This is a genomic window from Acrocarpospora sp. B8E8 (assembly GCF_039871605.1).
In the GTDB taxonomy this organism is placed as follows: domain Bacteria; phylum Actinomycetota; class Actinomycetes; order Streptosporangiales; family Streptosporangiaceae; genus Acrocarpospora; species Acrocarpospora macrocephala.
This window is the reverse complement of sequence record NZ_JBDPLV010000009.1, coordinates 93,481-119,062: the sequence shown is the minus strand read 5'-3', so window position 1 is coordinate 119,062 and position 25,582 is coordinate 93,481. Positions and strand designations below refer to the sequence as shown.

Below are 25,582 nucleotides of genomic sequence, written 5' to 3'. Positions count from 1 at the left end.
TCAGTCATCGGTAGAGGCGACCCGGGCTACGAGTTCTGGGCTGGTGGTGGCATCGTGGACATGTGGCTGTGGCGCGGAGAGCGGGCTGGGATTGGCTGGCGGTGTCGGCGGTCTTGATCACCGTGATGATGTCCGTCTGGTACGTCACGTTGATCACGCGGGAGGGCGACCGGCCGGTGGCCTGGTTCCTTGGGGGGCTGGCGGGGTGCGCCGTGCTGATGGCGTACGGCGCGGCGCGGGCGGCCCCGAGACGGGGGATCGCGCTGGCGATCGCCGGTGTGGTGCTGGCCGCCCTGGGGTATCTCGCGCTGCTGTCGATCGGTTTCCCCATCCTCGTGGCGGGGGTTCTGGCGCTCATCGCGGCGATCAAAGCCCGCCGATAGACCCGATCACGTACGATTCAGCGCGGCGGTCAGCAGGCTTTCCAATGGATCACGGCCGCAGTTCGCGATCGCCTATCTTCGCCGCGGCGTCGCGGAGCAGCCCGGGTACCAGCAGGCGATGCACGGCGGACAGCGGGGGCCACACGCTATGGCCCAGGCGCCGGTCATAGCGCAGGAAGGTCCCCAGCGACACCCGCCCATCGGTTGCCTGGACGAGAAGGTTGCCGGTCAGGAACCAGGAGGTGGCCTCGAGCCGGATCCAGTCTTCGCCGCGTTCGGCGATGTGCCATCCGGCCACGGTGTCCGGCGATCGCCCTAGGCTGAGCCGGAAACCGAGGAGACCGCGCCAAATCAGCTGCTCCGCGGCGCTGGGGACGTCACCGAACATCGCGCGAGCCCACTGCTCCGGTGTCGCGTCCGCGCCGGTGGAGAGGGTGAAGTGATCGACGTAGTCGATCCGGGACAGCGAGCTGAGAGCGCGGATGGACTCGGGGATGTTGTCCGTCCCCACGACACCTTCCACGGTCCTCGCTCGGCAGACGGCCGCGCCACGCTCCGATGCCCGCCTCAGCTTCATGGCAACAACCGCCTTTCGTGTATACGCCACCGTATAGACTGAGGTTAACCCGTTTATACGGTGGCGTATATGCGCGGGAGAGGTGAGGTGAGACACATCGTGGGCGCGACTCGCACACCGCGTGACAGGTGGATCGAGGAAGGGCTGCGGGCGCTGGCCGCCGGCGGCCCGGATACCGTACGCGTCGAGGCGCTGGCGAAGAAGCTCGGCGTCACGAAAGGCGGGTTCTACGGATCCTTCGCCGACCGCGACGCGTTGCTGAGGGCGATGCTGGACACCTGGGAAAGGGAGAGCATCGACGAGGTGCTCGACCGCGTCGAGCGCGAAGGGGGCGACCCGAGAACCAAGATCCAGCGCGCGGGCGTGCTCACCTTCTCCAGCGACCGCCTGCTGCCCATCGACCTAGCGATCCGGGACTGGGCCCGGCGCGACGAGGCGGTCGCCGAGCGCCTGCGACGGGTGGACAACCGGCGCATGACGCTGCTGCGCGAACTCATCGGCACCTTCTGCTCCGACCCCGACGAGATCGAGGCCCGCAGCCTGCTCGCCTTCTGCCTGGCGATCGGCGAACACTTCCTCGCCGCCGACCACGCCGACCGCACCCGAGCCCAGGTCCTAGCCCACGCCGCCGACCTGCTGCTCAACCGCTCCCACAAAGACGACAGCCACTGACCAGCTTCACGGTATCCGGAGGATGAGCGGGCGGGTCTGGTTGGAGATCGGTGGACTGCCCGGGCGACGCCGCAGGAAGGTGCACGCGGTGGATACCCTGGTCATCGTCGGCGGCATGGCCGCGAACGGGAGGCTCCGCCGCGCATTGCGCGGCCGCGGGCATCACCCTGCGCGTGTCGGCTCCGGCCTTGTGCACCGATAATGGCGCGATGATCGCGGCCGTGGGCGACTGCTGGCGGATGCGGGCGCCGTTCCCGCCTCCCTCGATCTGTCATCCGATCTTTCGGCTCCCTTGACCAAGGCGGTAACACACATGAGTGGCACGGCACGTCCCATCACCATCGTCGGCAACCCGGTGCTGCACACTCCGTGCCGCCCGGTCGAGCGCTTCGACGAGGAACTGGCCGCGCTGGTGGAGGACATGTTCGCCAGCATGTACGAAGCCGAGGGGGTCGGGCTGGCGGCCAACCAGATCGGCGTGGACCTGCGCGTGTTCGTCTACGACTGCCCGGACGGGGACGGCGTCTCGCAGAAGGGCGTGGTCGTCAACCCGACGCTGGTGCCGCCGGGACCGGGGGAGCGCAACCTCGATCCGGACGACGAGGGCTGCCTGTCGATCCCGGGTCCGCGAGCGGTGGTCGGGCGGCCGGACCGGGCGACGGCCCACGGGTTCGACGTGACGGGCGCGCCGGTGACCGTGCATGGCACCGGTGTGCTGGCGCGCTGCCTGCAGCACGAGACCGACCACCTGGACGGCATGCTCTACATCGACCGGCTCTCGAAGGCGGCGCGCAAAGCGGTGCTGAGGGAGTTCGAAGAGAGCCGCAACGCTCTGTAGGACAGGTTCGGTCGGGCTAGACTGCCTGGCGCGGATGGTTCGCCCGGCCCCCGAGGGGCTAGGCGTCGTAAGGCGGCTCGCCGGGGCGGGTGCCCGGCGCGTCCAGCTCGACGAGCCCGCCTTGGCCGGGGGCGAGCAGCTCACCGGCTACGCCGTCACCGACCACGGCTGGGTCCAGTCCTACGGCACCCGCTGCGTTCGCCCGCCCATCCTGCACGGCGACATCTCCCGCCCCCGCCCGATGACCACCGAATGGGCGAGCTACGCGCAGTCACTGACGGCCAAGCCGGTCAAGGGCATGCTCACCGGACCGGTCACCATGCTCGCCTGGTCCTTCGTACGCGACGACCAGCCGTTCTCCCACACCGCCCGCCAGCGTCTCGCCTGGTCTCCGCTCCCCGCTGAGACCAGGCCCGCGGGGCTCTCAACCCGGCGTCATGTACGCCTAGGCGAACGCCTCGATCGCCGCCTCGCCGAACGCCTTCAGGTCATCCGGCATCCGGCTGGTGACCAGTGTGGACGGGGCCGCCGTGCAGACCACGACCTCCCGGTCGTGCCAGGTCGCGCCCGCGTTGCGCAGGTCGGTCTGCAGGCTGGGCCACGAGGTCAGCGTGCGCCCCCGTACGACATCGGCTTCGATGAGCGTCCACGGCGCGTGGCAGATCGCCGCGACGGGCTTACCCAGGTCGAAGAACGCCCGCACGAACCGTACCGCCTCGGGACGGGTGCGCAGGTAGTCGGGGTTGGCCACCCCGCCTGGCAGGACGAGCCCGTCGAACTGGGCGGCCTCGACCTGATCCACGGTGGCGTCCACCCGGAATGCGTCGCCACGGTCGAGGTGGTGGAACGCCTGGATCCGCCCTTCCCGGGTGGAGATCAACCGTGGCACGCCCCCGGCGTTCATGATGGTCTGCCACGGTTCGGTCAACTCGACCTGCTCGGTGCCCTCGGGTGCGGCGAGAAATGCGATGGTCTTGCCTTCGATCATGGCTGTCTCCCCTCTGAGCTGCCTAGACTCTTCCCCTGCCCGTTCTTCATGGCCTTATTCAGGTGGCTGGGGTGAGGCGATCTCAGAGCAAGCCGTGGTCGCGGGCGTAGACCGCCGCCTGGGTTCGGTCGCGTAGCCCGAGGCGGCCGAGAATCCGGGAGATGTGGTTCTTCACCGTGCCTTCGCTCAGGTAGAGCCGCCTGGCGATCTCGCGGTTCGTGGAGCCGGTGGCGACGAGCCGCAGCACCTCGACCTCCCGGCTGGTGAGCGCGTGCCCGGCCGGGTCGACGGGTGGTACGGCGGCGGTGCGGGTGAGCGCCGCGGCAAGGCGTGCCGCCGCGGCCGGGTCGAACTGGACGACACCCGCGTGGGCCAGCCGGACGGCGTCGGCCAGTTCCCGGGACGGCCGGTCCTTGAGCAGGTATCCGCTCGCGCCCGCGCGCAGCGCCGCCACGACGTACTCCTCGTCGTCGAACGTGGTCAGCATGACCACACGGCACGCCGGGGCCCGGCCGCGCAGGACGGCGACCGCCTCGATGCCGTCCATCGTGGGCATCCGTACGTCCATGAGGACGACATCCGGGGAGAGCGCGAGCACCAGCTCGACGGCGGCGCGGCCGTCGCCGGCCATGCCGACGACGGCGATGCCGGGCTGGATGTCGAGCAGGGACGCGATGCTCTCCCTGATGAGCTGCTGGTCGTCCACGACGAGGACCCGGACCTGCTCGCCGGTCACGACGCGGTCCGGCGAGGAATGGTGACGGTGAGCCTGGTGCCGGTCCCGGGTCCGGTGTCCACCTCGACGGAACCGCCGGCGAGCTCGACCCGCTCCCGCATCCCGAGCAGGCCGAAGCCTTCCCGCTCCGGCGCGAAGCCCCGCCCGTCATCGGCCACGATCAGCCGCGCCCGCGACGGATCGCAATGGACGTTCACCGCCACGGTGGTGGCGTGGGCGTGCCGGCGGGCGTTGGTGAGTCCCTCCTGCGCGGCCCGGTAGATCGCCAGGAGCGCGGCGGAGTCGTGCCCGGTCTCGTCGCCGGTGCAGTCGAGGGTGACGTTCAGCCGCCCGTCGCCGGCTTCGCGGGTGAGGTCGGCGAGTGCCGACGACAGCCGGAAACGTTCGGTTTCCGCGCGCAGCGTGCGGACCGACTGGCGGACGTCCTCCAGCGCCCGCCGCGCCGACTGCTGCGCGTCGTCAAGGGCCCGCCGGGCGACCCCGGGATCCCGTTCGCCGAAGGCGGCGGCCTTCTCCAGCAGTACGGCGATCGCCGTGAGATGGTGACCGAGCCCGTCGTGGATATCGCGGGCCAGCCGGTTGCGTTCGGCGGTGGCGGACAGCTCCGAGACCCGGGCCGCGTACTCGCGCAGCTTGGCGTGGGACTCCTCCAGCCGTACCCGGCCGCGCTGCTCCTGGACCGCCACCGCCGCCATGGCGATGGTCAGAATCAGGCCGACGATGAACATCAGCAGGTCAGACACCTGCTCGACCTCGCGAGGCCAGTCCGGGACCGTCAGTTCGAAGGTGACCACCACGAAACCGACACAGACCACCCCGATCGCGATGGCGGCCGCGCGGCCGAACGCGAAGTACGCGGTGAACGGCAGCAGGAGGAACAGCACCCGGGACATTCCCGACCCATCCGCCGCGGCCACCAGCGCGTACAGGGCGAGCCGGGCGGCCAGCAGCGCGACCGCCGAGCCGGGCGGTGTCCTGACCGGGTAACGGCGGCGCTCGACCTGGTCGAGCACGGCCAGCACGGCCAGGCCACCCGCGAACGGGACCAGGTGGGTGCCGCCGAGGCCGATGATGCTCGCGTAGCCGCCCGCGACCAGCACCACGCCGTAGAGCAGGGACGACAGCCACGGCACCGGGCGCAAAGAGGGCACGCTCGCAGGTTACGGCAGGCGGCGGTGATCGATCGATAGCCCGATCGGCACGTGCCGGTCGGCACCCCGGCACCGGGTAACAATGGCCGTAGGTACCCCTGGTCGGCACTTATCCGGCCTGTTCCGCGCTCCTACCGTCGCCACCATGACTTTCCTGCTTCGTTTCGGCGCCGTCTGCGGTTTGCTCTCCGGCCTGTTCATCGCCCTCCCCGGGGCGGTCGAGGCGTTCACGGGCGAGACCGCGGTCACCAGCTTCGTCCTCGGCGTGTCACCGGCGCTCGCGGTGCCGCTGCTCACCGCGCTGCACATAGGCCAGATGCACGCCACCGGCACATTCGGCTCGATCGGGTACGCCGTCAACCTCATCGGGCTCGGCCTGTTCGGCGGTGCCGCGTACGCCTTGAACCTCGTCCTCTTCTATCTCGGCGAAACCGTGGCGAACGACCTCGCCGCCCCCACGAGGGCCGCGCTGCTCGGCAGCGCCCTGGTGTTCATGGTCGGTACGGTGCTCTTCACGATCGCCATGGTCCGTGCCCGCGTCTATCCCCGCATCCCGGTGTGGATATACGGCATCGCCCTGCCCGTGTTCGCCATCGCGGCCCGGCTCCCCGACACCCCGCTGACCAGCGCCCTGCACGTGGTCGTCGGAGCCACGCTGGCGTGGCTGGCCACGGCCATATGGCGCCGTGCTCAGGCCGCCTATGGCACCCCAAGGACGGCCTGACGCAGACGGGCCGTCGTCCGTTCCGCACCTGGGCCCTATGCTCCGAGTGGTCCATGGAGGAGGGAGTTGGCCGTGGTTGAGCAGCGTCAGGCCCAGCGGCGCGTCAGGGTGCCGAAGGGCGTTCGCCCCACCGGCGAGGATCATCGGGCGACTCCCTTCGAGCTGTTCTTCGACCTGGTCTACGTCTTCGCGGTCACGCAGGTCACCGGCTACATGGCGGAGGAGCACAGCGCTCACGGCGTCCTGCGGGGGCTGCTGATGCTGGCGCTGCTGTGGGGGACCTGGTCGGGCTACACATGGCTGGGAAACCATTCGCGAGCCGACGAGGGTTTCGTGCGGGCGGGGATGGTCGTCGCGATGGCGGCGATATTCGTGGTCGCCTTGACCATTCCCGAGGCGTGGCGCGACGGACCCGGGGGCCTGGACGGCCCCCTCGTGCTGGTGTGCGCCTACCTGCTGGTCCGCTGCGTGCACCTCGCGGTGTACGCCGTGGCCGCCACCGGTGACACCGGGCTGCGGCACCAGATCGTGATCACCTGGCTGCCGATGACGGCGGGCGCGGCTCTGCTCGTGTCCGGGGCGCTGCTGGGTGGCTGGACCCAGACGCTGCTGTTCACCGTGGCCCTCCTGGTGGACTGGCTCGGCATCTACCTCACCGCCAGACGCGGCGGCTGGCGGCTGCACAGCCCGGCACACCTGACCGAACGGCACGGCCTGTTCATCATCCTGGCCATCGGCGAATCGGTCGTCGCCATCGGCGTCGGCGCCGCCGACCGTCCCATCAGCACGCCGCTGTTGTTCGCGGCCATTCTCGGCGTCGCCGTCGCCGTTTGCCTGTGGTGGCTGTACTTCGACGTGGTATCACTCGCGGCCGAGCACCGGCTCGTCGAGGCACGAGGCCGAGCCAGAGTCGACCTGGCAGTCGAGGCGTACACGTACGGGCATTTCCCCGTCGTCGCCGGCATCGTCCTGGCCGCCCTCGGCGTCGAGGGCGTGCTGGCCCACGCCAGCGAGGGCAAGCCGTTAGGCGCCTTCTACGCACTTCCGCTCTTCGGCGGCCTCGCACTGTACCTGGCCGGGCACCTGCTGTTCGAGCGCCGCATGCACGGCGCGCTGAGCCTTCCGCGGCTGGTAGCGACCGGCGTGCTGCTCGCCGCCATGCCGGCCGCCGTCGTCCTCCCGCCACTTGCCGGGCTGACCGGCTCGGTGGCCGTCCTGACCGCCCTCATCGTCGTCGAAACCACGCGCAATGCGCAGGCCCGACGTACCCTCCGCGGCACGCTGCGGCATGACGAACAGCAGTGACCGCCTGATCCACTCCGCCTTGGCCTGCCACCGGCCCTCCTATGATCTGGAACCCCTGAACGGCCGGAGGCGTGTGGGCCGTAACTCGCTGGGATCAGAAGAAAATCGCAGTCCTTTGTTGGGGAAGAACTTCCCGAGCGCACTGCACACGGGGGGCGCCTAGCCGGCGACGTAGCGTCCGCCCCGCCATGATCGCCGCCGCCTGGTCGTACTGGTTCTCGGTCAGTCGCGCATGCCGAACAGGAACCGGGTCGGCCGGGTGCGGCGGACCAGCAGGTCGTACGCGGCGACGGTCAGGGTGAGCGAGGCCGCGACGATCGCGAGGTACTTGAGCACCATCGGGGCGTCCCAGCGGATCACGCCGTACGCGACGCTGACGACGATCGGCTGGTGCAGGATGTACAGCGGCAGTACGGCGGGGGCGAGGTAGCCGTACAGCCGCTTTCTCAGACCTAGCGGATGCGGTTCAACGTCCGGCGTGGAATTCCGTGCCGATCGGCGGCGGTCGAGCAGGCCCAGGATCGCGACCACGCAGCACCAGCCTGCCGCGCCGAACAGGACGCGGCTGCCGATCGCGAGCGCGGTCATGTCGGCGAGGGGATCCGCGCCCGGCGTCCCGCTCATGGCGAGGAAGCCTGGCGTGCCGATGGAGAAGAAGACCAGGCCGGCCACGAGGGCGAGGGTCGCGTCGCGGCGCATCGCCGTCCGGAATCGGTCGTCGGCGGCGAGCACGAATCCGTACAGGAAGAAGAGCAGGTACGCCCAGCGGCTCCAGCCCGCGAAGGCCTCCTCCATGCCGTGCAGGGCGGTGATCAGCGCGATCGGGATGGCCGGGAGCAGCAGCACCGCGCCGCGCCGCCGCATGCTGACGGCCAGCCCGTCGCGGATCCGGTGGCCGAGGTCGCGGGGGAGCCAGCGGAGCGCCAGGGCGAGCAGCAGCGCGTACGCGAGCAGCATCTCCACGAACCACAGGTGCCCGGTCTCGAAGTGCTCGCCCGCCACGATGAACGGGAAGTCGGATAAATCCAGATGAATGTCGAAGAATCGCGGCAGGAACTGCAGGTACGACTCGTGGTACGCGGGGTCGGCCCGCAGCCGGAGCCACTGCGGCACCGGGATGATCGTGAGTGTCGCGAAGATCAGCGGGACGCCGAGCCGCAGCAGCCGTTCCGTCGCGAACCCGGCGGCGCCGCGCCGGCGCAGCGAGTGCCACGAGCCGAGCCCGGCGACGAGGAAGAGCGTCGGCATCGCCCACACCATGCCAAGACCCGCCACGATCATGGTCGCGTCGGTGGTCTCGGCGTTCTTCACGTAGTAGTCGTCGCGTGTGTCGAACACCAGCGCCGAATGGAAGAACACCAGCCCGACCACGACGAGCGCGCGAATCGCGTCCAGTTCGGTCCGCCGCTCGGGCTGCGGCACGTGAGCCACCTCGATGTGCGCCTCCGCCATCCTGCCTCCCCCGTCGTGCCTGACAAGCTCAGTCTGGGGTTTCCCGGCGCCCTGGGCCAGATCCAGGACGCCGTTGCATTCCCTCCGTGATCTTAGGCGGGCGGATTCGCACGCGATCAGGTGGCGATCTCCGCCAGGGCCCGGTCGCGGGTGCGTACGCCGAGGCGGATGATTGCGGCTGCGATCAGCAGCAGGGCCACCATCACGAACGACGCCGGGCGGGCGCCGTAGGTGGTCAGGATCGGCAGGACCACGAACGGGGTCACGGCGCCGCCGAGGTGGCCGACGCCGTCGGCGATGGCGGAGGCGGTGCCGCGAGCGCGGGTGGGGAAGATCTCGGCGGTGTAGGTGTACGCCGGAGTCGCCATGAACGCGATGCCGAAGGAGCTGAACAGCGCGCCGATCGTCGCCACGGTCTCGCCGAGGTCGAGGCTGATCAGCAGGAGCGCGGCGGCGAACACCAGGGTGCCGATGACGACCATGGTCCGGCGTTCCATGCGCTCCACCAGGAGCACGGCCGCGACCCCCGAGATGAGCGGCATCGCCCGGGTCAGCACGCTGACCAGGACCGCGTCGGAGGTGGAGATGCCGATGCCTTCCAGAATCAGCGGGAGGTAGCTGGCATAGCCGTACATGGCGAGATAGAAGATGAACCAGAAGCCCAGCACGATGAGCATGCGCGACAGGTACGGCGCCTTGAACAGCGCGCGGGCCGGGACGCGTTCCTCGTCCGCCGTGGTCGCCTGCTCGACGGGAGCCTCGGCCGGCACGGCGGCTCCGCCCGGCGGCAGGCCGACGCGGGACTCCATGTCGCGCACGATCTGATCGGCCTCCCCGGCTCGGCCCACCGTGACCAGCCAGCGCGGCGACTCGACCAGGGCCCGGCGATTGACCAGCGGCAGCACCAGCAGCACCAGCGCGCCGAAGGCCAGCAGCCAGCGCCAGCCGCCGGCGAAGGCCGACAGCACCGGCAGGGAGGCGAAGCCGACCAGCAGGAGCAGGACGGTGCCGACGGTGTAGAGGCGGGACAGGTAGCCGCCGCGCTGGTGCTTCGGCGCCATCTCGCCGATGTACGCCGAGCACAGCGCCAGCACCGCCCCCATCCCGCAGCCGGTGAGGAACCGGAAGAACGTCAGCGACCACACGTCCCACGAGAACGCGGTGAGCAGGCCGCCGGCGCCGAGCGCGGCGATGGTCAGCAGGAGCCCCCGCTGGCGGCCGTGCCGGTCGGCGATGTGGCCGAACAGGTAGGCCCCGACGCAGTAGCCGACGAGGTTCCAGGTGATGGGGTAGCCCAGCTCGGCGCCGGCCAGGCCGAACTCGTCCCGCATCGCGGGCAGGGTGATGGTGAGGACGGAGATGTCGTAGTTGGCGAAGAAGAAGCAGAGCATGAGCGCGAACCAGGCGGCGCGGCTGAGGCCGACCTTCGGCATGGCGTCGATGCGGGCGTTGATGGAAGCGGCCGAGACGGACGAGTCAAGGGGGGTGTGAGACATCATCGGCTCCTTGCACAGGATGAGCCGGCTCGCGGGACCTCACGAGGCTCAGGCTGAGGTGGTGCGCTGAACGTAGGCGGCCCGCGCCGATGTTGACCATCGCGCATCGGCACATGTGCACGTGCGCGGAAACGCAACGTGTCAGAGCGTGAGCGGGTGCCCGGCCCACTCCTGCCGTACGGTCCCCACCAGCTCGCCGACGACGTCGTCATGGCCGGCCCGGTGGCGCGACCAGGCCACGCCTAGCAGGAACTCCAGGTCGTCGCGCAGCGGCACGACCGCGAAGGCCGGGTCGTCGAAGACGCGGGAGGAGCCGCCCTGGCGGGGGTGCAAGGTCAGGGTGAGGCCGTGGCTGCGGCGGATGTGGGCGGCCAGCAGGGCCGAGTCGTGGTCGGGCATGCGGTGGATCGAGGTGATCCCGGCGTTCTTCAGCCGTTCTATGTGGCGGTTCATCGCGGTCGGCTGCACGCCGGACGGGCCGATCGTCATGGTGCGGTCGGTGAGGTCGCGCAGGCTCAGCTCGTCCCGGCCGGCCAGCGGGTCGTCGGCGCGGGTGACCACGCAGAACGTGTAGCGGGCCACGACCAGGCTGTCCAGGTCGGGGCGGTCGAGCGGCAGGTGCACGAGGGCCAGGTCGAGCTCGCCGCGTTCGAGGCCGGGCAGCAGCTCGGCGGACGGCGCCGTGGTCACCTCGATGTCATGGCCGGGGAAACGCTGCTCGGTGACCGCCAGGAGGCGGTCCATCACCGCGGGCGGAGACAGGTGGGTGCCGCCCACGTGGACGACGCGGCGGGCCGTCGGCGGGGCGGTGACCAGGGCTTTGAGGCCGTCGACGCGGAGCAGGACGTCGCGGACGGGGTCGAGCAGAGCCCGGCCGTCGGTGGTCAGCTCGACCTGGTGGTAGCGGCGCACGAACAGGGCGACGCCGAATTCGCGTTCGAGGTCGCGGACGGCGCGGCTGACCGGTGAGGGCGTGAGGTGCAGCCGTTCGGCGGCGCGGCCGAAATGCAGTTCCTCGGCGACGGCGACGAAACACCGGAGTTGCTGCACGTCCATAGCGGGGAGTCTGGGACGGGCGTCGCCGCACGTCAAGGCGGACGTTGCCGATCCGGCAACGACTACGTTGCGGATTCGGACGTGTTCAGAGCGAAATCAGCGTGACATTCTCTCGTCATCCACCTGGAAATCTCCCGCATTGGGGTGATCAACCATGCTTCCCCTCACCGGTGTCCGGGTCGTCGACCTGGCCGACGGCAAGGCCGAGATGTGCGGCCGGTTCCTCGCCGACCTGGGGGCCGACGTGATCAGGGTCGAGCCGCCCGGAGGGGCGCCGACCCGGAAGCGGGCGCCTCTGCACGGCGGAGTGAGCCTGTATTTCGCGACCCACAACGCCGGCAAGCGCGGCGTCACCCTGGCGCTGGACGATCCCCGGCTGCTCGATTTGGCGGCCGGGGCGGACATCCTGATCGAGACCGAACGGCCGGGCGTCCTCGACGTGCCGGCGCTGCTCGACCGCAACCCGGCCCTGGTCGTGGTGTCGATCACTGATTTCGGCCAGACCGGGCCGTACCGGGATTGGGCCGGCACCGACGGGGTCCATCTGGCCCTGGGCGGGGTGCTGTCCCGATCGGGCATCCCGGGGCGGGCGCCGGTCCTGCCGCCGGGGCCGCTGGCGTACGAGTCGGCGGCCGTGCAGGCCGCGTGGGCGGCGCTGGTGGCGTACTACAACCGGCTCGATACGGGGGCGGGCGACCACGTCGACTGCTCGGTGTACGAGATGACCGCGCAGGTCATCGACCCCGGCTTCGGCATCGGCGGCTCGGCCACCGGCGGAGTGCCGGCCACCGCCCTGCCGCGCGGCCGCCCCGCGGCGGGCAACCTGTACCCGATCTTCCCCTGCGCCGATGGGTACGTCCGGATCTGCGTGCTGGCCAGACGCCAATGGCGCGGCATGTTCGGCTGGCTCGGCGAGCCCGCGGAGTTCGCCGACCCGAAATACGACAACCTGGCCGCCAGGTTCGGCGCCTCCGAACGGCTGCACGTGCTGATCGGCGAGCTGTTCCGGGACCAGGCGCGCGAGGAGCTCATCGCCCAGGGCCAGGAGCGCGGGGTGCCGATCGCGGCCCTGCTCGACCCGGGCGAGGTGCTGACCAGCCCGCATTTCCTGGCGCGCGGCGGTTTCGTCGACATGGCGGTCGCCCCGGGGCTGGCCGGGCGGCTGCCGTCCGGGTACGTCGAGGTCAACGGGGTACGCGCCGGGCCCAGGCGCCCGGCCCCGGAGGTGGGGGAACACAACGCGGAGGTGTTCGCGGAGACCCGCCCCGCCCCGCCCGCCAAGCGGCCGGCCCCGTCTAAGCGGCGGCCCCTCGACGGGCTGCGGGTGCTCGACCTGGGCGTGATCGTGGTCGGCGCCGAACTCGGGCGGCTCCTGGCCGACCAGGGCGCCGAGGTCATAAAGATCGAGAGCCGGGCCTACCCCGACGGCAGCCGCCAGTCGCTCACCGGGGAGACCATCAGCGTCAGCTTCACCTGGGGGCACCGCAACAAGCTCAGCGCCGGGATCAACCTGCGATCCCCCGAAGGGCTGGCCCTCTTCAAACGGCTGGCCGCCGAGTCCGACGTCGTCCTGTCCAACTTCAAGCCGGGCACGCTGGAGTCCCTCGGCATCGGCTACGACGTCCTCAGCGCGCTGAACCCGCGCATCGTCATGGCCGACAGCAGCGCCCTCGGCTCGACCGGGCCGTGGAGCAGGAGAATGGGGTACGGCCCGCTCGTCCGCGCGTCGACCGGGCTGACCATGTTGTGGCGGGACCACGAGGTCGAGGCGGGGTTCTGCGACGCCATCACGATCTACCCCGACCATGTCGCCGCCCGGGTGGGCGCGGTGGGCGTGCTGGCGGCGCTGATCGAGCGGCGCCGTACCGGGAAGGGCGGCACGGTCAGCGTCGCGCAGGCCGAGACGATCCTCACCCAGTTCTCCACGAACTTCCTGCACGAGTCCCTGGCGCCCGGCTCGTTCACCGACCCGGGGGACCTGTTCCAGGGGATCTTCCCGTGCGCCGGTGACGACGAGTGGATCGTCGTCGCGGCCGAGACCGACGAGCAGCGGCGCCGGTTGCGCGAGGTCGTCGGGTCCGCGGACGTCGCCGCGTGGACGGCGGCCCGGCCGCCGCGCGAGTGCATGGCGGTCCTGCAGGCCGCCGGGGTGCCCGCCGGGATGATGCAGCGGGTCATCGAGTACCTGGACGATCCCCAACTCGTCGCGCGCGGGTTCTTGCGGGAGATGCGCCAGCCGTACGTCGACCACGTGGTGCGCACCGAGAACGGGCCCGCCACATTCCGCGGGGTGGCCGACCCCGAACTACGCCCGGCTCCCCTGGCGGGGGAGCACACCCGGGCGGTGGCCGCCAGGCTGCTCGGCCTGGCGGAACCGGAGATCCAGGCCTTGATCGAGGCCGGTGTACTGGAAGGAGCCGACCATGACTGAGCCCGCCGCGCTCGCCGAGCGCCGTGACCACGTCATGCTGATCACGTTGAATCGCCCTGAGGTCCGCAACGCCGTCAACGCGGCGTTGACCCGGACCGTCGGAACGGCCCTCGACGAGGCCGACGCGGATCCCTCGATCCGGGCGGTCGTGCTGACCGGGGCGGGGGACAAGGCCTTCTGCGCCGGAGCGGATCTGAAGGCGGTGGCCCGGGGCGAGTTCACGACCGAAGGGATGAAACCCCACTGGGGATTCGCCGGATGTGTCACGCATCCGATCAGCAAGCCCGTCGTCGCCGCCGTCAACGGGTTCGCCCTCGGCGGCGGCACCGAGATCGCCCTGTGGGCCGACCTGGTGGTGGCCGCCGAGACGGCCAGCTTCGGGTTGCCGGAGGTGAAACGCGGCATCATCGCCGGCGCGGGCGGCGCGTTCCGGCTGGTACGGCAGCTGCCGGCCAAGGTCGCCATGGAGATCCTGCTCACCGGCGATCCCGTCCCCGCCGCCGAGGCGCTCCGGCTCGGCCTGATCAACCGCGTCGTGCCGCCGGCTCAGGTGGTGCCGGCGGCGCTTGAGCTGGCCGCGCGCATCTGCGCCAACGCGCCGCTGTCGGTGCAGGCCAGCAAGCGGATCGCGCGCGGCTTCTCCGAGGAGGCCGCCTGGGCCCGCTCGACCGCCGAGGCGGAGCTGATCATGAAGTCGGCCGACGCGAAGGAGGGGCCGCGCGCGTTCGCCGAGAAACGCGCCCCCGTGTGGGAGGGCCGATGAGCGCGGTCATCGCCGGTCTCGGCATCACCGAGATGGGCAAGGTCTACGGCCGTACCGCGGCGGAGTTCGCCGCTGACGCGGTCCGGCTGGCCGCCGCCGACGCGGGCCTGGCCGTGCCCGACATCGACGGGATGCTGACCAACACCGGCATCAGCGGCGACGTCGGCCTGGGCCTCCAGCGTGACCTGGGCCTGCGCGACCTGCGGCTGCTGTCGGAGATCCAGGCGTACGGCTCCTCCGCCGGCGCCATGGTCCAGTACGCCGCCATGGCCGTCGGCTCCGGCATGGCCGATGTGGTGGCCTGCGTCTTCGCCGACGCACCCCTGAAGGATCCGTCGTCCGGAGCGGGGGCCGCCTACGCGGGCGCCGGCAGTAGGCCCACCGGCTGGCGGGGCCTGGCCGCCGCCTCCGGCATCTACAGCGCGAACACGATGTACGCCCTCGCCGCCCGCCGCCACATGCGGACATACGGCACCACCAGCGAGCAGTTCGGCCACATCGCGGTCGCCCAGCGGGCCTGGGCGGCGAGGAACCCGCTGGCGCAGATGCGTGACCCGATCACGCTGGCCGACCACCAGAACTCCCGGTGGATCGCCGAGCCCTTCCACCTGCTGGACTGCTGCCTGGTCAGCAACGGCGGCGTCGCGGTCATCGTCACCTCCGCCGACCGCGCCGCCGACCTGCCCCAGCCGGCCGTGCACATTCTCGGCTGGGGTCAGGCCCACCCCGGTTACGTCATGGGTCCCGGCAGCGAGCTCGGCCTGGTCAGCGGCGCGGCGATCTCCGGCCCGACGGCGCTGAAGATGGCCGGCGTGACCATCGCCGACATCGACGTCGCCGAGCTGTACGACTGCTACACCTTCACCGCGCTCCTCTCCCTGGAGGATTACGGCTTCTGCGCCAAGGGCGAAGGCGGGCCCTTCGCGGCCAGCGGGGCGCTCGGCCCGGAGGGACGGCTGGCGGTCAACACCGGCGGCGGCCAGCTGTCCTCCTACTACATGTGGGGGATGACGCCGCTGTCCGAGGCCGTCATCCAGGCCCGCGGCCAGGGTGGCGAGCGCCAGGCCCCGCGCCACGATCTGGTGCTGGTCAGCGGCAACGGCGGCCTGCTGGATCACCACTCGACCCTCGTCCTCAGCCCGAATCCGCGATAGGAGCCCGCCGATGCCCGTGGGAATCGTTCAGCGCGACGCGGCCACCGCCGAGTTCTTCGACGGCGCCGCGCGTGGTGATCTGCTGATCCGCCGTTGCGACGGCTGTGGCGGCTGGGCCGCGCCGCAGGCTCGTACCTGCCCGCACTGTGCCTCGCCCGAGTTGTCGTGGGCTCCGGCCGCCGGGACGGGGACGGTGGTGACCTGGGCCGTCGTGCACACCAAGGGCCTGCCGACCGTCACGGTCGGGATCGTCGAGCTCGACGAGGGCCCCTGGATGCAGCTCCAGCTCACCGGGGACCTGCCGGAGGATCTGTCCGACCTGCGCGTGCGCGTCGCCTTCGAACAGCCAGAGGGAGGCGAGGCCGTCCCCGTCTTCACCCCCGCAAGTACTCAGTAGGGGCTCGGCGGTGTCTGCTGCGGGTACTGCTCGCCGGGGTACTGCTGGCCAGGGTACTGCTGGGCGGGGTACTGCGATCCGGGATACTGCTGGCCGGGATACTGCGGACCGGGGTACTGCGGGTTGGGGTACACCGGGGCGGGGCGCGGCTGGGCCTGCAGGGCGGTGATCTTGTTGACCACCACGATGGCCAGCACGCCCGCCACCAGCGTCAGCGGGAACAGCACGACCTCCAGCTGGGCGGCGGTCCGCAGCTCTTCCAGCTCCTCACCCCTGAGCAGCAGCCGGCCCACCAGGTTCGACCCGAAGACCGACAGCAGCCAGACGATCCACCACGACATCGCCAGGCCGCCGGGCCGGCGCTGCTGCGGGTCGGAGGCCGTCCAGATGTCGTCGATGATCTGCTTGGGGAACCAGAACGACACGATCGGCACGAACCATCCGAAGATCAGCCAGGGCCGGGCGCGCCGTTGCGGCACCATCGGGGCCAGCACCTCGGCGTTGGCGCGGACCCGGAACAGCCAGATCCAGTAGCAGACTCCGGCGATCAGGAAGGTGGCCGTCTGGAGCAGGCCGGTGGTGCCGTACAGGGTGTCGTTGTCCTCAACGGCCTGCAGGTCGATGCTCAGCGGGTTCTCGATCACGTCAGTGATGATCGAGACGCGCTGCAGGCTGACCAGGGTGGCGATCGCCTCGACGATCAGGTTGATCACGATCACGACGGTCACGGTCACCGCGAGGCCGCGTGCGGGCCTGATCGGTGCCGGGGGAGGGGGAAACATGTGAAACCTCGGGATTCCGGAGATAAAGAGCGCATAAAACTACCATCGGAATCCCCGGCCGCCGGAACATTTATTTAGAAAGCCAACCAAGTGGGATGGAACCCGGCACGGGCGGCCGGTGTAAGTGGAGCATGAGCACCAAGAAGATCCAGGCCGTGATCGCAGCCGTCGTCCTGTCCGCGACCGGGTGTACGAGCTCCGCCGCGCAAGAGCCGACCACCGCCACCGCCGCCGCCGCGCAGGTGCGCCCCGGCCCGGAGAACTGCCCGGTGACGCTCCCCGCCAAGGGACCCGCGTCGATCCCCGAGGAGGCACTTTTCGGCTGGCACAGCTCGCACGGCGACGGCACGCTCGCGGTGGGCGGTCTCTGGCCGAAGGGCGTGATCGAGGCCGGTCCGGACTTCGTCGAGCAGGACGGCTCGATCCGGATGAAGTTCGGCTGGTGGCGCGGCATCCCCGGCAAGTTGGACATCACCGGCCGCCGTCTCGACGGCCCGGCCCCGAACCTGCGCGCGGACGTACCCGTCGGCTACGAGCCGACCGGTTTCCAGGCCAGCGGCCTCTACTTCCCGACGGAAGGCTGCTGGGAGGTCACCGGCCGGCTCGGCACAACCAGCCTGATCTTCGTCACTTATGTGACCAAGACCGCCGCTTCCACCGGCTGAGCACCGCGTCACTCGATCGGATCGGTGACGTTCACCTCGTACGTGGCCGAAGCCGTCTGCCCCGGCGCGGTCGCGATGATGGTGATCGTGAACCAGCCGGTGAACGCTTGCGGGCCGGCCGTCAGGGTAAGCGTGGACGCGCCCCCGCTCATCAGCACGCTCGGGTTGAACGTCGCGGTCACCCCGTACGGCAGGCCGGTGACGGACATCTGGATCTTGGTGGAACTGTTGATCGCCGTCGTTCCCACGTTGACGGTCAGCGAGCCGCCGACGGGCAGACTCCCGCCTTCCGCGTCGAGGTCGATCTGGACCTGGGGCGGGGCCGGCGGCGGCACGGCCCGGATGGCGAGCGCATGGCTGGACGCGGCACTGGCGGCGATGTCCAGGGCGCTGTCCAGCCCGAACACCCGGACAGGTCCGGCACGGTCGATCTGGGTGCCGTCGCCCAGCTGGCCGAGCCCGTTGGCACCCCAGGCCCACACTCTGCCAGGTTCCTGCCGGGCGAGGCTGAAGGCTCCACCGGCGTCAATCCGGCTGACACCGCCGATGTGCGCCCGGTCCAGGTAGGGGCGGTCGATCAGGTCGCCGGTCCCCAGCTGCCCGGCCCAGTTGGCCCCCCAGGACCACACCGAGCTGTCCCAGCGCAGCGCGAGGCTGTGATCCGCACCCGCGGCCACCTGGGTGAACCCGCTGGATCCCGGCACGAGCACCGGCCGCAGGCGCCTGGTCGTGGTGTGATCGCCCAGCTGCCCGGCCACATTGTCCCCCCAGGCCCAGATCGTGCCGTCAGAGCGCAGCGCCAGGCTGTGCCCCTCGCCGCCGGCGGCGCCGATGATCCCCTTCAATCCGGGCACCGGCCGCGGAGCCGGCATGAAATCTCCGTACGAGCCGTTGCCGAGCTGGCCGAGGTCGTTCTCACCCCAGACCCAGAGCGTGCCGTCGGACTTGACCGCCAGGTTGTGCGCCATACCGGCCTCGATGTCCACGATGTTCGACAGCCCGGGCACCATCGCCGGTGTCAGCTGGTCGTTCCCGGTGTTGAGCTGACCCACCTGCCCCCTGTCGTTGTCGCCCCAGGCCCACACCGAGCCGTCGGCGCGCAGCGCCAGGCTGTAGCCCGCGCCCGCCTCGACCTCGCGGATGTCCGACAGCCCCGGCACCTGTCCCGGGGTCAGCCGCGGGGACGTCGAGCCGTCGCCGAGCTGGCCGGAGCTGTTGCGCCCCCAGGCCCAGACGGTACGGTCGGCCGCGATGGCCAGGCTGTGCGTCTGCCCCGCGGCGGCCCTGGTGAACCGCTGGGGAAGCGCCCCCACCTCCACGAACGTGGTCTGCGCGATCGTGGTCGTGCCGTCGCCGAGCCGGCCGTGCTTGTTCCAGCCCCAGGCCACCGCATGCGATGACGTGACCGCGGAGCCGCTCGCCTCCGCCGTCGCCGCCACCGGCACGAACGCCGACATCGCCACTATGGCGAATCCAAAACGCCGTATTGATCCCATCTCAACTATTCCCCTATGCAGGTACGAAGGACCTCCATAAGGCGTGACATCCCGTTCCATGCAGTGTCACAGTCCGCTGGCACCGACAATTCACATTCGGCCGGTCACATAGCGGGCGGGGCTGACACCGAGGATTCGTTTGAAATGCCGGGTCAGATGCGGCTGGTCGTAGAAACCGGCCTCCACCGCCACGGTGCTCGCCGGCAGGCCCTGAAGCAGCAGGTGACGGGCCCGATCCACGCGGCGTGAGATCAGGTACTGATGGGGGGCCATCGCGAATTCCCGGCTGAACGCACGAATGAGGTGCGTCGGGTGGCGGCCCAGCAGCAGGGCGGCCTCGTCGAGGGAAATGCCGTCGCGCACCCGCGAATCCAGTAGTTCGCGTAGCTGACGCGCGAGCCGGGGATCAGGCGGATCATCGCACCGCACGCGCGAGAGGTGATGGAGCAATCGTTCGCGAATGAGGACCAGCCTGCTTTCGGCCTCCATTTCGTCACCGGGAGAGATCAGCGCGCCGTGCAGCCGATCGATGGAGCTGCGCAGCTCCGGATCCACGACAGCCGGATGGTCGACCGCGGGACCGATCAGCTCCTCGCCGAGTTCGGCTCGGTCGAGGTAGAGCACCCGCTTCCGGAAGCCGTGCGCATCGGCGGCCCGCCCGTTGTGCGGCACGTACGGCGGAAGCAGCGTCACCAGCTTGCTCAGCGCGGCATGCTCATGCCGGTCCAGGTCGTAGCGGACCGCGCCGTCGTCGATGATCAGCACCGTCCAGGAGTCATGGACGTGCATGGGATAGGCGTGCTCGGTGAATCGTGCGTGGAGGACTTCCGCGATCCCGCTGACCGCCGGCCGCCACGCTTTGACGAGCTCGCGTTCGGCCGCCATGCCAGGATCGTACAAGACCGGTCGCGGGCGAGTCCGGCAGCGTCCACCCATGGAACAACGACCTGAGACCGTCCGCTTCGACACCAAGATCGCCGTCCTGCTCCGGGACGACCTTCTGGTGTGGCAGCGGCTGAACGTGGCGACCTTCCTGGTCAGCGGGCTGGGCTCCGCCGTACCCGAGGTGATCGGCGAGCCCTATCGCGATGCCGACGACAGCACCTACCTGCCGATGTTCCGGCAGCCGGTGCTCGTGTTCGAGGCATCCAAGGAACAGCTGTCCATAGCCCACGGCAGGGCCCTCACCCGCGAACTCCCGCTGGCCGTCTTCACCTCCGACCTGTTCGCCACCGGCCATGACCGCGACAACCGCGCAGCGGTCCGCGCGGTCAGGACAAGCGCCCTCGATCTGGTCGGGATCGCCGTGTACGGCCCTCGCAACGCGGTGGACCGCGTGAGCAAAGGCGCGCAGATGCATCCTTGATCTCTCCCCCTCAGCTGGGGCGGCCGAGCCAGAACCACATGCGGAAGTCGCCGCATCGGCTTCACGGTAATCGCGTGACCGCAGGTCAGAAAGGTCACGCTCCGGCTACCTGTCAGGCGCCGGCGTGGAGGTAGGCGGCCCACAGGGATGGGCTGAGCGGCAGTCGGCGGCGCAGGTCCTGGACAGCGTGATGCAGGGCGTAGGCGGCCCGGCCGGTGTCCAGGGCCGCTGCCCCGTCGGCGAGGTTGGTGTAGAAGGCGTCGGCCAGGGCGGGGGCGCACTCGTCGGAGATCGTCCAGAGCGTGGCGACGACGTGCGGGAATCCGGCCATCTGGAAGGCCGCGGCCAGGTGGATGGCCTCATCCAGCAACTGGAACTGCTGGTTGAGGGCGGTGGAGCAGGCCGACAGGTAGGCCAGGCGGGCATGTTCCAGGTTGAGGGCGGTCAGGCTGGCCACAGTCAACGGGTTGTGCCGGTGGTCTTGGAGCAGCAGGCGGCTGCGGGACGGGTCGGTTGGATCGCTGGCGCCGTGGCAGGCGAAATGCGCGGTCGCGCAGCCGGCCAGGTGTGCCAGGACGCTGGCCTTGGTCGGTGCCGCCTGGGCCGTGCCATCGGCGGCACGAGGCCCGGTGGCCGCCGAGACAGTGGTGTCGCCTGGCCGCCGGATGAGCTGGATCGCGCCGGGCAGGTGGGCGGCCACCAGGGTGGCTTCGGCGCGTGCTTGCGGCAGATAGCCCACTCCCGGCATGACGGGCATGGCCACGATCAGCGCCCGCTCATCTCCGGCAGGAGGCTGCCCCCGGTCGCTGTGCTGGCGGGTGTGGCGCAGGGTGGTGATCGTGGGGGTGTAGGAGGACACCACCCGGTCCATGACGGCGCGATGGAGCGAATCGGGCGAATCGGCGTGGTGGCCCGAGGTGTGAATGGGCAACATGCTCAGCGGCCCAGCTGCCGCGGGCTGACCTGCGGCAACAGCAGGACCGCCGCCTCCAGCAACCTGGCCGCCCCGATCGGATCCGAGTCGGCCGACAACCCCGCGGCCCGCCATGCCGCGCGCACCCGCGATGTCGGTGGCGCGGCCGCGATGCCTGCACATCACTTCAGGGATCGGGGTGAGGTCGCGTCGTTGCTCAGAAGGGCTGCGGTTATGTCGAGGAAAGTTTCGCAGTGTGGCCGGATGATGTTCGATACCCGTATGTGCGGAAGAACCCCAGCTTGAAGTGGGTTTTCTGGCTTGAATGGCGATCGGGGGACGGGGACGACGATGTCATCTTGGTCAGGTGCGGAGTGGAAAGTTGCGAAACTGTTGACGACCTGTGTTCGTAACACCTACCGTTGCAGCGATTGAGTTCGGAGCCCATGTAAAGGCCCTCGACGAGCGTGGAAGTGGCTTGTCCGGGGCTGGTGGGCGGTAGCGGGAGAACGGGGTCGGATGAGGGCTGCGCTGCTGGAACGGTTCGGGGCGCCCCTCGTGGTGCGGGGGCTGGATCTCGATGCGCCGGGGCCGGAAGAGGTGCTGGTCAGGGTCGAGGCGGCTGGGGTTTGTCACAGTGACCAGCACTATCTCGTGGGGGATCTGCGGTGCCCGCTGCCGGTAGTGCCGGGGCACGAAGGGGCCGGCGTGGTGGAGGCCGTGGGGCCGGGGGTGACGCGGTTCGCGGTGGGCGATCGGGTCTGCTTGATGTGGCGGCCGCGGTGCGGGCACTGCCGGAACTGCCTCGTGGGGCGGCCCGCGCTGTGCGAGGCCGCGGGGATCATGGTCGGGTCCGGCGGGTTGCTGGACGGGACCACGCGGCTGCACGCGGACGGGGCGCGGGTGCATCACCTGCTCGGCGTGTCCTGCTTCGCGGAGTATTGCGTGGTGTCGGAGCGGGCGGTGGTGCCGGTGCCGGAGGGGGTGCCTTCGAAGATCGCGGCCATCGCGGGGTGCGCGGTCATCACGGGGGTGGGGGCCGTGCTCAACGCCATCGGGCGGTGCGCCGGAGAGGCCATCGTGATCTTCGGTGCGGGTGGGGTCGGGCTGTCGGCGGTGCTGGGGGCGGTGCTCGCGGGCGCCAATCCGATCGTCGTCGTGGACGTGGTCGCGGAGCGGCTCGACATGGCGGAGCGGCTCGGGGCCACGCACACCATCGACGCGTCGCGGGCGGACGCCGCCGCGGCGATCCAGGACATCCGCCCCGGCGGCGTCGAGTGGGCCATCGAGGCCATCGGACGGCCCGCCACGCTGGAGACGGCGATCGAGGTGCTGCGACCGGGCGGCACGCTGGTCGCGGTCGGTCTCGGCAAGGTCGGGCAGACCTTCAACGTGCCCCTGAACATGCTGGTGCAGCGGGAGAAGAAGGTGATCGGCAGCCTGTACGGCTCGGCCAATCCCCTCATCGACCTGCCCCGCCTGTTCGAGCTGTACCTCGCGGGACGGCTGCCACTCGACACGCTCATCGGCCAGCGGTACTCGCTGGATCGCATCAACACCGCGTTCACCGATCTGACCGGCGGCTCCGTCGGCCGGGGCGTGGTCATGCCGTGGGAGACACCATGACAGCGGATGTCCCGGACACCGCCCGATACGCCGTCTACCCGAGCCTGCGGGGAAAGGTCGCCTTCATCACCGGCGGCTCGACCGGCCTGGGCGCGGAGTTCGTCGCCTCGCTGGCGGCGCAGGGCGCGCGGGTCGGCTTCGCCGACATCGACGACGCGGGCGCCGAACGGCTCCTGGAACAGCTGACCGGCACCGGTTGCCCGCAGCCGCTGTACGTCCACGCCGACGTCTGCGACATCGACCAGTTGCGTACGGCGATCGCGGCGGTGGAGGACGGGCTCGGACCGATCTCGATCCTGGTCAACAACGCCGCCAACGACGTGCGTACGGACATCGAGACCGTGGACACGCCCGACTGGGATCACGGCATCGCGGTGAACCTGCGCCACCACTTCTTCGCCATCCAGGCCGTGATGGCGGGCATGCGTAGACTCGGCGGCGGCTCCATCATCAACCTCGGCTCGATCAGCGCGCACGTGGACTTCGTCGGCCTGCCGATGTACATCGCCGCCAAGGCCGCCATCGAGGGCCTGACCAGAACCCTGGCCAGGGAGCTCGGGCCGGACCGCATCCGGGTCAACTGCGTGATCCCGGGCTGGGTCTTCACCGAACGGCAGCTCACCCACTGGGTCACGCCCGAGGTGCGGGAGAAACTCGCACAGGTGCAGTCGTTGCCGGACAACCTCATGCCGGCCGACGTGGCGCGGCTGGTGCTGTGGCTGGCGGCCGACGACAGCGCCCTGTGCACCGGCCAGAAGTGGATCGTCGACGGCGGATGGATGTGAACGGAGACCCCATGGCGCACAACGAGCACGACAGGACTAGCGGGACTAGAAGGCGCAGCTCGCACTGGTTCGCGGCCGAGGGCCGCTCCGGCATGCTGTACCGCTCCTGGATGCGCAACCAGGGATTCGGCGCGGAGGTCTTCGACGGCCGCCCGGTCATCGGCATCGCGAGCACGTGGTCGGAGCTGGCCCCGTGCAACGCGCACCTGGACCGGGTGGCCGAGGCGGTCAAGCGCGGCGTCTGGATGGCGGGCGGCTTCCCGCTGGAGTTCCCAGTGATGGCGACCGGGGAGACGCTGCTGCGGCCGACCGCGATGTTGTACCGCAACATGCTCGCCATGCAGGCCGAGGAGCTGATCCGCGCCAACCCGCTGGACGGCGTGGTGCTGCTGTCCGGCTGCGACAAGACGACACCCGGCCTGCTCATGGGCGCGGCCAGCGTGGACCTGCCGGCCGTGATGGTGACCGGCGGCCCGATGCTGAACGGCAAATACCGGGGGCAGGACGTCGGCTCGGGCACCCACGTGTGGAAGTTCGAGGCCGAGATCAAGGCCGGCCGCATGACCGCGGCCGAGGGCCACGTCGCCGAGGGCTGCATGGCCCGGTCGAACGGCCACTGCATGACGATGGGCACGGCCTCGACGATGGCGTGCGTGGCCGAGGCGCTCGGCATGCAGCTGCCCGGCTCGGCGGCCTGGCCCGCCGTGGACTCGCGCCGCATGGAGGTCGCGCAGGAGGCGGGCCAGCGCATCGTGGCCATGGTCGAGGAGGACCTGCGGCCGAGCGCGATCCTCACCCGCGCGGCGTTCGAGAACGCCATCCGCGCCAACGCCGCCATCGGCGGCTCCACCAACGCCATCATCCACCTGACCGCGCTGGCCGGACGGCTCGGCGTCGACCTGCCCCTGGACGACTTCGACGCCCTGGCCCGCGCCGTGCCGACCATCGTCGACCTGATGCCCTCGGGCCGGTTCCTGATGGAGGACTTCTGCTACGCCGGCGGCCTGCCGGTGGTGCTGCGCCAGCTGGACGAGGCGGGCCTGCTGAACTCCGGCGCCCTGACGGTGACCGGCCGCGGCATGGGGGAGAACGTCGCGGACGCGGTCTGCTGGAACACCGAGGTGATCCGCCCGCTGGCCGAGCCGCTGCAGCCGGCGGGCACCGGCACCGCGGTCCTGCGCGGCAACCTCGCCCCGGACGGCGCGGTGATCAAACAGTCGGCCGCCTCGCCCGCGCTGATGCGCCACGTCGGCCAGGCCCTGGTGTTCGACTCGCCCGAGGACTACCACGCGGTCTGCGACGACGACGACCTCGACGTGAGCCCCGACGACGTCCTGGTCATCCGGGGCGCCGGGCCGAAGGGCTACCCGGGCATGCCCGAGGTGGGCAACGTGCCGCTGCCCGCCAAGCTGCTCCGCGCCGGGGTGACCGACATGGTGCGGATCAGCGACGGGCGGATGAGCGGCACCGGTTTCGGCACGGTGGTGCTGCACGTCGCGCCCGAGGCGGCCGTCGGCGGCCCGCTCGCGCTGGTGCGCACCGGGGACCGCGTCGAACTGGACGTGCCGGCCCGGCGGCTGACGCTGCTGGTGCCGGACGACGAGCTGGCCCGCAGGCGGGCCGAGTGGCTGCCGCCCAAGTCCGAGGACGACAGCGGCTACCGGTGGCTCTACCGGGAGCACGTGCTGCAGGCGGATGGCGGCGCCGACTTCGGGTTCCTGCGGGGCGGTCGCGGGAGCGAGGTGCCACGCGACTCGCACTGACCGCGAGCACTGACCGTGAGCATTGATCGCGAGCACCGACCGCGAGCACCGACCGTGAGTATT

At 70.5% G+C, this 25,582-nt stretch carries 26 protein-coding genes and 1 pseudogene; 15 read left to right on the top strand and 12 right to left on the bottom strand.

What is annotated here, in order from left to right; all coding sequences use genetic code 11:
- Positions 1-62: 62 nt before the first annotated feature.
- Positions 63-383, top strand: a complete 321-nt coding sequence (locus ABGB08_RS10935) for a hypothetical protein (RefSeq protein ID WP_347589017.1) — start codon at positions 63-65, stop codon at positions 381-383.
- A 49-nt stretch (positions 384-432) separates the two neighbouring features.
- Here ABGB08_RS10935 and ABGB08_RS10930 read toward each other — a convergent pair whose 3' ends face one another.
- On the bottom strand, positions 433-894 hold the full coding sequence (locus tag ABGB08_RS10930) for a hypothetical protein (protein ID WP_347589015.1): 462 nt from the start codon (positions 892-894) through the stop codon (positions 433-435).
- 153 nt (positions 895-1,047) lie between these two features.
- Here ABGB08_RS10930 and ABGB08_RS10925 point away from each other — a divergent pair, with 153 nt between their 5' ends.
- The 3 genes and pseudogenes from ABGB08_RS10925 to ABGB08_RS10915 form a co-directional block, all read left to right on the top strand.
- Entirely contained in the window at positions 1,048-1,632 is a 585-nt protein-coding gene (locus tag ABGB08_RS10925; RefSeq protein ID WP_347589013.1) for a TetR/AcrR family transcriptional regulator, read from the top strand.
- A gap of 313 nt (positions 1,633-1,945) precedes the next feature.
- Entirely contained in the window at positions 1,946-2,470 is a 525-nt protein-coding gene (gene def / locus ABGB08_RS10920) for a peptide deformylase (protein ID WP_347589011.1), read from the top strand.
- Between the two features lie 133 nt (positions 2,471-2,603).
- Positions 2,604-2,846 (top strand): annotated as a pseudogene (locus ABGB08_RS10915) (5-methyltetrahydropteroyltriglutamate--homocysteine S-methyltransferase); the annotation flags it as partial.
- A gap of 69 nt (positions 2,847-2,915) precedes the next feature.
- Here ABGB08_RS10915 and ABGB08_RS10910 read toward each other — a convergent pair.
- The 3 genes from ABGB08_RS10910 to ABGB08_RS10900 all read right to left on the bottom strand — a co-directional run bounded on the left by ABGB08_RS10910 (position 2,916) and on the right by ABGB08_RS10900 (position 5,345).
- Entirely contained in the window at positions 2,916-3,458 is a 543-nt protein-coding gene (locus ABGB08_RS10910) for a type 1 glutamine amidotransferase domain-containing protein (protein ID WP_347589009.1), read from the bottom strand.
- 82 nt (positions 3,459-3,540) lie between these two features.
- The gene (locus tag ABGB08_RS10905; protein WP_347589007.1) at positions 3,541-4,194 is read right to left on the bottom strand and encodes a response regulator transcription factor; all 654 of its coding nucleotides are present in this window, start codon (positions 4,192-4,194) and stop codon (positions 3,541-3,543) included.
- On the bottom strand, positions 4,191-5,345 hold the full coding sequence (locus tag ABGB08_RS10900) for a sensor histidine kinase (protein ID WP_347589005.1): 1,155 nt from the start codon (positions 5,343-5,345) through the stop codon (positions 4,191-4,193). Before ABGB08_RS10900 ends, ABGB08_RS10905 begins: the two co-directional genes overlap by 4 nt.
- A gap of 145 nt (positions 5,346-5,490) precedes the next feature.
- On the opposite strand from ABGB08_RS10900, the gene ABGB08_RS10895 reads away from it, so the two are divergent.
- Together ABGB08_RS10895 and ABGB08_RS10890 are read left to right on the top strand one after the other, a co-directional pair.
- Positions 5,491-6,069 carry a hypothetical protein gene (locus ABGB08_RS10895; protein ID WP_347589003.1) on the top strand — a complete coding sequence of 193 codons (579 nt, stop codon included), beginning with the start codon at positions 5,491-5,493 and terminating at the stop codon, positions 6,067-6,069.
- Between the two features lie 72 nt (positions 6,070-6,141).
- A complete protein-coding gene (locus ABGB08_RS10890; RefSeq protein ID WP_347589001.1) occupies positions 6,142-7,374 on the top strand; it encodes a low temperature requirement protein A in 1,233 nt (410 codons plus the stop codon).
- Positions 7,375-7,596: 222 nt separating this feature from the next.
- Here ABGB08_RS10890 and ABGB08_RS10885 read toward each other — a convergent pair whose 3' ends face one another.
- From ABGB08_RS10885 to ABGB08_RS10875, 3 genes are all read right to left on the bottom strand, one after another.
- Entirely contained in the window at positions 7,597-8,826 is a 1,230-nt protein-coding gene (locus tag ABGB08_RS10885; protein ID WP_347588999.1) for an acyltransferase, read from the bottom strand.
- A gap of 116 nt (positions 8,827-8,942) precedes the next feature.
- Positions 8,943-10,325, bottom strand: coding sequence for an MFS transporter (locus ABGB08_RS10880; RefSeq protein WP_347588997.1), 1,383 nt, complete (start codon positions 10,323-10,325; stop codon positions 8,943-8,945).
- Between the two features lie 138 nt (positions 10,326-10,463).
- The gene (locus tag ABGB08_RS10875) at positions 10,464-11,378 is read right to left on the bottom strand and encodes a LysR family transcriptional regulator (protein ID WP_347588995.1); all 915 of its coding nucleotides are present in this window, start codon (positions 11,376-11,378) and stop codon (positions 10,464-10,466) included.
- Positions 11,379-11,532: 154 nt separating this feature from the next.
- Here ABGB08_RS10875 and ABGB08_RS10870 point away from each other — a divergent pair, with 154 nt between their 5' ends.
- The 4 genes from ABGB08_RS10870 to ABGB08_RS10855 are packed head-to-tail and all read left to right on the top strand — an operon-like array spanning position 11,533 to position 16,123.
- A complete protein-coding gene (locus ABGB08_RS10870; RefSeq protein WP_347588993.1) occupies positions 11,533-13,809 on the top strand; it encodes a CoA transferase in 2,277 nt (758 codons plus the stop codon).
- Positions 13,802-14,572: a crotonase/enoyl-CoA hydratase family protein gene (locus ABGB08_RS10865; RefSeq protein WP_347588991.1), complete on the top strand. Its 771-nt coding sequence runs from the start codon at positions 13,802-13,804 to the stop codon at positions 14,570-14,572. Before ABGB08_RS10870 ends, ABGB08_RS10865 begins: the two co-directional genes overlap by 8 nt.
- Positions 14,569-15,726 (top strand): thiolase family protein, encoded by a 1,158-nt coding sequence (locus ABGB08_RS10860; protein ID WP_347588989.1) that lies wholly within the window; start codon positions 14,569-14,571, stop codon positions 15,724-15,726. Before ABGB08_RS10865 ends, ABGB08_RS10860 begins: the two co-directional genes overlap by 4 nt.
- A gap of 10 nt (positions 15,727-15,736) precedes the next feature.
- Positions 15,737-16,123, top strand: coding sequence for an OB-fold domain-containing protein (locus tag ABGB08_RS10855; RefSeq protein WP_347588987.1), 387 nt, complete (start codon positions 15,737-15,739; stop codon positions 16,121-16,123).
- On the opposite strand, the gene ABGB08_RS10850 is transcribed toward ABGB08_RS10855, so the two are convergent.
- Positions 16,117-16,905 (bottom strand): DUF4328 domain-containing protein, encoded by a 789-nt coding sequence (locus ABGB08_RS10850; RefSeq protein ID WP_347588985.1) that lies wholly within the window; start codon positions 16,903-16,905, stop codon positions 16,117-16,119. The genes ABGB08_RS10855 and ABGB08_RS10850 overlap by 7 nt on opposite strands.
- 131 nt (positions 16,906-17,036) lie before the next feature.
- Between ABGB08_RS10850 and ABGB08_RS10845 the strand changes: the two genes are divergently transcribed.
- Positions 17,037-17,570 (top strand): hypothetical protein, encoded by a 534-nt coding sequence (locus ABGB08_RS10845; RefSeq protein WP_347588983.1) that lies wholly within the window; start codon positions 17,037-17,039, stop codon positions 17,568-17,570.
- A gap of 8 nt (positions 17,571-17,578) precedes the next feature.
- Here ABGB08_RS10845 and ABGB08_RS10840 read toward each other — a convergent pair whose 3' ends face one another.
- Together ABGB08_RS10840 and ABGB08_RS10835 are read right to left on the bottom strand one after the other, a co-directional pair.
- Positions 17,579-19,027 (bottom strand): hypothetical protein, encoded by a 1,449-nt coding sequence (locus tag ABGB08_RS10840; RefSeq protein ID WP_347588981.1) that lies wholly within the window; start codon positions 19,025-19,027, stop codon positions 17,579-17,581.
- Positions 19,028-19,156: 129 nt separating this feature from the next.
- Positions 19,157-19,951, bottom strand: coding sequence for an AraC family transcriptional regulator (locus tag ABGB08_RS10835; protein WP_347588979.1), 795 nt, complete (start codon positions 19,949-19,951; stop codon positions 19,157-19,159).
- A gap of 49 nt (positions 19,952-20,000) precedes the next feature.
- Here ABGB08_RS10835 and ABGB08_RS10830 point away from each other — a divergent pair, with 49 nt between their 5' ends.
- Positions 20,001-20,432, top strand: coding sequence for a DUF2000 domain-containing protein (locus ABGB08_RS10830; RefSeq protein ID WP_347588977.1), 432 nt, complete (start codon positions 20,001-20,003; stop codon positions 20,430-20,432).
- A gap of 112 nt (positions 20,433-20,544) precedes the next feature.
- On the opposite strand, the gene ABGB08_RS10825 is transcribed toward ABGB08_RS10830, so the two are convergent.
- Together ABGB08_RS10825 and ABGB08_RS10820 are read right to left on the bottom strand one after the other, a co-directional pair.
- Positions 20,545-21,366, bottom strand: coding sequence for a CHAT domain-containing protein (locus ABGB08_RS10825; protein ID WP_347588975.1), 822 nt, complete (start codon positions 21,364-21,366; stop codon positions 20,545-20,547).
- 2 nt (positions 21,367-21,368) lie between these two features.
- Complete coding sequence (locus ABGB08_RS10820; RefSeq protein ID WP_347588973.1) at positions 21,369-21,491, bottom strand: hypothetical protein; 123 nt, start codon at positions 21,489-21,491, stop codon at positions 21,369-21,371.
- Between the two features lie 373 nt (positions 21,492-21,864).
- Here ABGB08_RS10820 and ABGB08_RS10815 point away from each other — a divergent pair, with 373 nt between their 5' ends.
- Genes ABGB08_RS10815 through ABGB08_RS10805 form a run of 3 tightly spaced genes read left to right on the top strand, consistent with a single transcriptional unit; the run spans position 21,865 to position 25,519 of the window.
- Positions 21,865-22,971: a Zn-dependent alcohol dehydrogenase gene (locus ABGB08_RS10815; protein WP_347588971.1), complete on the top strand. Its 1,107-nt coding sequence runs from the start codon at positions 21,865-21,867 to the stop codon at positions 22,969-22,971.
- Entirely contained in the window at positions 22,968-23,756 is a 789-nt protein-coding gene (locus ABGB08_RS10810; RefSeq protein ID WP_347588969.1) for an SDR family oxidoreductase, read from the top strand. Before ABGB08_RS10815 ends, ABGB08_RS10810 begins: the two co-directional genes overlap by 4 nt.
- Positions 23,757-23,767: 11 nt before the next feature.
- Entirely contained in the window at positions 23,768-25,519 is a 1,752-nt protein-coding gene (locus ABGB08_RS10805) for an IlvD/Edd family dehydratase (protein ID WP_347588967.1), read from the top strand.
- Positions 25,520-25,582 lie beyond the last annotated feature (63 nt).